At 50.3% G+C, this 4868-nt stretch carries 3 protein-coding genes; all 3 read left to right on the top strand.

Features of this window, described 5'->3' with window-relative positions; all coding sequences use genetic code 11:
• Positions 1 to 267 precede the first annotated feature (267 nt).
• The 3 genes from ACFOMH_RS20390 to ACFOMH_RS20380 all read left to right on the top strand — a co-directional run bounded on the left by ACFOMH_RS20390 (position 268) and on the right by ACFOMH_RS20380 (position 4735).
• Positions 268 to 714 carry a hypothetical protein gene (locus tag ACFOMH_RS20390; protein WP_374425099.1) on the top strand — a complete coding sequence of 149 codons (447 nt, stop codon included), beginning with the start codon at positions 268 to 270 and terminating at the stop codon, positions 712 to 714.
• A gap of 455 nt (positions 715 to 1169) precedes the next feature.
• Positions 1170 to 2822 carry a hypothetical protein gene (locus tag ACFOMH_RS20385; protein ID WP_377746760.1) on the top strand — a complete coding sequence of 551 codons (1653 nt, stop codon included), beginning with the start codon at positions 1170 to 1172 and terminating at the stop codon, positions 2820 to 2822.
• Positions 2823 to 2857: 35 nt separating this feature from the next.
• Complete coding sequence (locus ACFOMH_RS20380) at positions 2858 to 4735, top strand: hypothetical protein (RefSeq protein ID WP_377746758.1); 1878 nt, start codon at positions 2858 to 2860, stop codon at positions 4733 to 4735.
• The last annotated feature ends 133 nt before the right edge of the window (positions 4736 to 4868 follow it).

Raw genomic sequence — 4868 nt, 5'->3', positions numbered from 1 at the left:
TGAAACGCGCCCCTCGCAGCCGTCAACGCCATGATTTATATGCGAAATATCACGATTACGACAGCGAAATCAGCGACTTACTTGGAGAATGTGGGTTCAAGAGCTGAATTAGCGCGAGCCAAGGCGCGGTCAGGTGGAAACGCTAGGGTCTTGGACTATCTTGTAAAAAGCTAGAATGGCGAAATTCGCGACCATCAAGGCGAAACGCAGATTAAGGTTGAGGAACTAATCGCTAGTAGGTGCAATCTGATAATTTCAGACCTTCGCTTGAAAGGCTGGAACGAGGAAAGCACCGCACACTTCTTCGCCGCAATATCATTACTTCGACCACCCATTCCACCAAAAAAACTTGCATCTGCACTTGATTGGTCCGCTGCCGAAATCCGTAGTGCGATCTCCGATCTAGCTCCGATGCTCGAAACGATTTCTCACGGAGCGATCTTTCGAGATGAACCCACTGAAACGTATATCCGTGAGACCTATTCCCAAGACCACACCCAACAACAAGAAATCGCAGACCGACTACTCCAGCGGCAAAAGGACTCGATGTATGCCGCCCAGGCATTGCCGCGTTTCCTAGAGGTGATTGGCGACGCGAACCGAGCCTTCAAACTAGCAGAATCCGAGGTCTATCCGTCAAAAATTCAAACAGAGTTTGGAAGATGCAAATGGCACAAGTGGCATCGGCAAACTCAAGAGGAGATGAGTATATAAGGCGTGCTCCCGGGCTTGCTGTCGTGTTAGGTGATCAAGACGCTTCAAGACGGTTGCTCAATGACCGCTCAGGTTGGCGAGGTGCTAGGAACTGTAGATTAACCCTTGCATATTGTTTTCGTGGGGAACTCGAAGAAGCTGAAATCCACTATGGGCGTGCGGTAGCTTGGATCAACTGGCACTTTCGACAACGAGACGAAGACGACGACTATCGACGGAGCGGGTCCAGTGACGTCGATTTTGCTTCGGTGATGTTCTTTAGTGCTGTAACGGGCAGGATCGACGTCGCTGACAAGAACCTTTGAAACTGGGGAGAAAGGTTTGCTCAGCGAATAGCTAATCTGCTCATTTCATTTGCTCATGAATTTGATGCTCTGACAAATCGGTCGCTTCTTCCCGAGATCGAACGCTTCGCGGGTTCCCATCAGTGCAAATCACTAACTCTTCAAATTGCCTTGCTAGCTACCCCCAAAAATCCGAACAGAAATTCCCACAGAAATGGCATCGGGCGTGCCACTGGATCAACAGCAGCCAAAACAGCCATCGAAAAAGGCCCAGCAAGCTATGATGACAAGCGCCGCCTGGAAAGGGATATTGCAAACGCAAGCCTAGCCGCGCTTCTGCATACTTCTAAACAATCAGCCCAGAGAATTCTGAACGTCTGGCAACACGAACGCCCATCAAGCTATGACTATGGCGAGCGTCACGGTCCGTCGCGAGCTTTCACCCCGGTGCTTAGTTCATGTTTGAGTGCATGGACGAAGGGGAGACAGGTTGCGCTTCATCATCTGCTGTCTGACCAGCTAACAATTCGGCAGAACCAAAGAGTAGTACGTGATCGCGAGGAAGCGCTGACGCTTTTAAAACGCGCAATGGTTACTTACCCAAATGGCAAGACAGACGAAAAGGGGAGCCCCTTACCTCAGCGACGTTTCGATGACCGCGAAAGTGAGAAAATTTGCGACGGCATTCAGAGGGTCTTGGAAGTTGCGCAGCCTTTTCAAGACGCAGTTCTGCTAGGCGGCGGGCTAAAGGCTAAGGATTTTCATCATTTTGTTTCTAAATGGGGATCTCGCATTCGGAATGTACGCTGGAACGCCGAAGAGGCTACCGACGTTTTGACTAGAACGGTAGGGCTGGGTTTCGCTAACTTAATACTTCAGCACGCGGACAGTATTGATGAAGGGGACGCAAAGGCAATAATCAAAATTGTCTCTGGAGATCGCCTTTCAATCGAAGACCGCATTCGTGTTCTGGGTCTGCTCGCACAGCGCGACAACTTACATGAACTGGCCGGTAAGTTTGGCTTGGCAATCTCTGGTTGGGTGTGCAAAGACGAGTATGTCGAGCAACGTGGCACGAACCATCAAAAACTCACTCGTGCTCTTTTGCCGTTAGGTGTCACCGAAGCACGAGAATACTACAATGAAGGCCTATCCCAGTTGGACCAAATGGGGGGCGATGATTACGATCTGGTCTATTCAATCTTGCGGTACGCAGACGTTCAGAGCGGTGGCCTCCTTGCACCGGAGTTCAGCCAAAGACTGATGAACTTTTGCCAAATCATCGCATATCATAAACCTCGAAAATTCGACTGGACGCTATACTCAAGAGCTGCGGCGACGTCGATTGGAGTTCCGGCGATATACAAATTTCTTCGATGGGCAGACCAAGATGTAAGCGATTATTCGTACGGTTTGCCTGAACTTGTGTGCTTCCTCGCAAAACGAAAACAACCCTGCGCGAAGCGAGCAACCGCAATTCTGATCTTGTGCGAAGACTTTGGCTCTCACGATTGGGAGATTGGTCAGGGTCTAGATGACTTACTTGGCGCAACACAGAAGGATGACTGCGAAACCATCGCCAAAGTGATCCTTTTCAAACTTCAAACTGAGCATTGCGATGGTGGGTGGGACTCGCTTTGGGGTAGTGTCATTAAGGCGCTAGAAAAGCACGAAGGCCTTGTTGATAACGCCGATTTGACAAAGCTTCGTCTGCTTAAAAAATACGGGTATGAACGCAGCCACGAAGATAACGAACGGCGCAACGGTCCCCCGCGTTCTTACCGGGTCGATGACGCCGCTCAACAACAGAAAAGGAGGAACTAGAGGCTGAATTCAAACATATCGTCGAAGATTGCGATGTGTGCTCCGTTTCAGATATCGAGGAGGCCCTGCATACAATTCGAGAAAACAAGGGCTTCGAATACAACACCAAAGACAGGTTCCTAGACGCTCTTGCCGAGAACTGTGCGGTCGAAAACCGCCCTGGATTCATAGGCACACTTTGCGAAATCCAAAACCTTGGTTTTGATGACATTGTTGACCGTATTGTTGATCATGTCGAGGCATGGCAAAGCTCATCAGCATATTTTTCGAGAAACAAGACCGTCATTGTCGAGCATCTTTTCGCCTTCCAAGGTTCGGGTCTATTTGATCTGCGATATACCGGGATAACCCGAAAAATCAAAAAACTGTCAGAGTTTTGCGGGTCCAAAGATCATGTCGTGCAGCTGGCGGTTAAATCGATCGCGAATGAGCATCTCGTTCTGGATGGAAATGAGTGGTTGGAATTGGCTTCGTCAATCACGAGTATCGCCGCACCCTCCACGGCACTGAAAGCGCTAGAACAACTCCTGTCGAGTTCTCTAACTAAAGTGGGCGACGAGGTTGGTGAAGGCGCTCATCACTCCGGCATAGCCCCTCCCACCGATGAGACGGAGCTCGTTGTTGATGTGTTCTGGCATCTTTTGGGCAATAATGACGCATTTACCCGGTGGAACTGCGCACGCGCGATACATTCTTTGGTTGAGTTTGGGCTGCACGAGGAGATAAATGGACTAGTTGATCGAATTGGCAGTTCTAGTGGCGAAAGGTTGCGTACGAAAGGCCACCAGCACGCATTCTGGAACGCTGAGCAATGGTTGTTGATTGGGCTGGCGCGAGCCACACTGTTTGAGCCGTCAAAGCTCTCTCAACTCGCGTCGAAGCTGGAGACTCTATTCGACTCCCCCAGCACTCATATTCTCTCGAAGGTTCTGATTGCTCGCTGTCTCAGCAACCTATGGAAGGGTACGGATGACGAGAGTAAACTTTTGGGCGTTCGGACAACTGTGAATGTGCCTCCACACGGATATGTCGAGACTGACGCCCGGCCAGCACACAGCGAGCCAAAGCAGAAATTCCAATTCGATTATGATTTCAACAAGTACCAGGTTTCTAGGTTAGCACGTTTGTTCGGGATTTCTGAAGGGCAAGCCTCCGATGCAATAGCCGAAGCAGTCCAGAAGAAGTGGCCGGATGCTAGGAACATGGGCTATTTTCCGGGACAAGAGCGGTACCATCTCCGCCAGGAGAGCCGATATGAAACGTTCCGAGAACATGTTCAACGGCATGCGCTTTTGAGCGTCGCGACCCAAATGGTTTCCAATTTGCCGGTTTCACGAAGATCTTACCAAACATATATGGATTTGCCGTGGCCCGAGTGGATCAGTAATTTCGATCTCACCTTCGAAGACGGTTCCTGGCTGTCTGATCGAAAGGACCATACCCCCAAGATAGCTCATCAATATTTGCTCGGGCCACGTTCTGGATCGTCCGATACCTTGTGCCACAATCAGGAACTTGTCCAAAAGCTTGGATTGCACGAGCCTGACGAGACAGGAATGTTTCCAATTTATGGTTCCTGGAGATCCCATGACGGAGTGAGTGTGAGGGTTGTAAGCGCTCTTGTACGGCGGTCTGGGGCAGTTGGTGTTTGTCGAGCATTTGCAAGATTACCCGATCATGAAATCTGGTTGCCGACACTCGAAACTGACGGAGAGCCTCATACGCATCAAGAACGCAGTGAATTCACCCCTTGGATTTTGGCACCCGAACGATTTCGCTCCGCTATTGATGAGGAAGACAAATTCGCCACACGGACAACCGCCACCAGAGCTAAAGTTGGACCAAATATAATAGGTTCATACGCGCTTTCGTCGTTGGACGAGGGAAAGAGCTGGCACGGCCCCTTAAAATAGCTTTTACTTCAATCAACGGTTTGGGGGCGTTGGTCTGTAAGCGGTCGCTGGCCCCCACTGTCGACTTAGCTTGACGGCTTGAAGTTCCACGGTAGCAGGTCATCGAGGCGGCTTTGTGGATGGCCGGTGGCGA

This window comes from Paracoccus mangrovi, from assembly GCF_042648425.1.
In the GTDB taxonomy this organism is placed as follows: Bacteria; Pseudomonadota; Alphaproteobacteria; order Rhodobacterales; family Rhodobacteraceae; genus Paracoccus; species Paracoccus mangrovi.
Note: the sequence above shows the minus strand (reverse complement) of the source record. Positions and strands in the feature narration are given on the sequence as shown.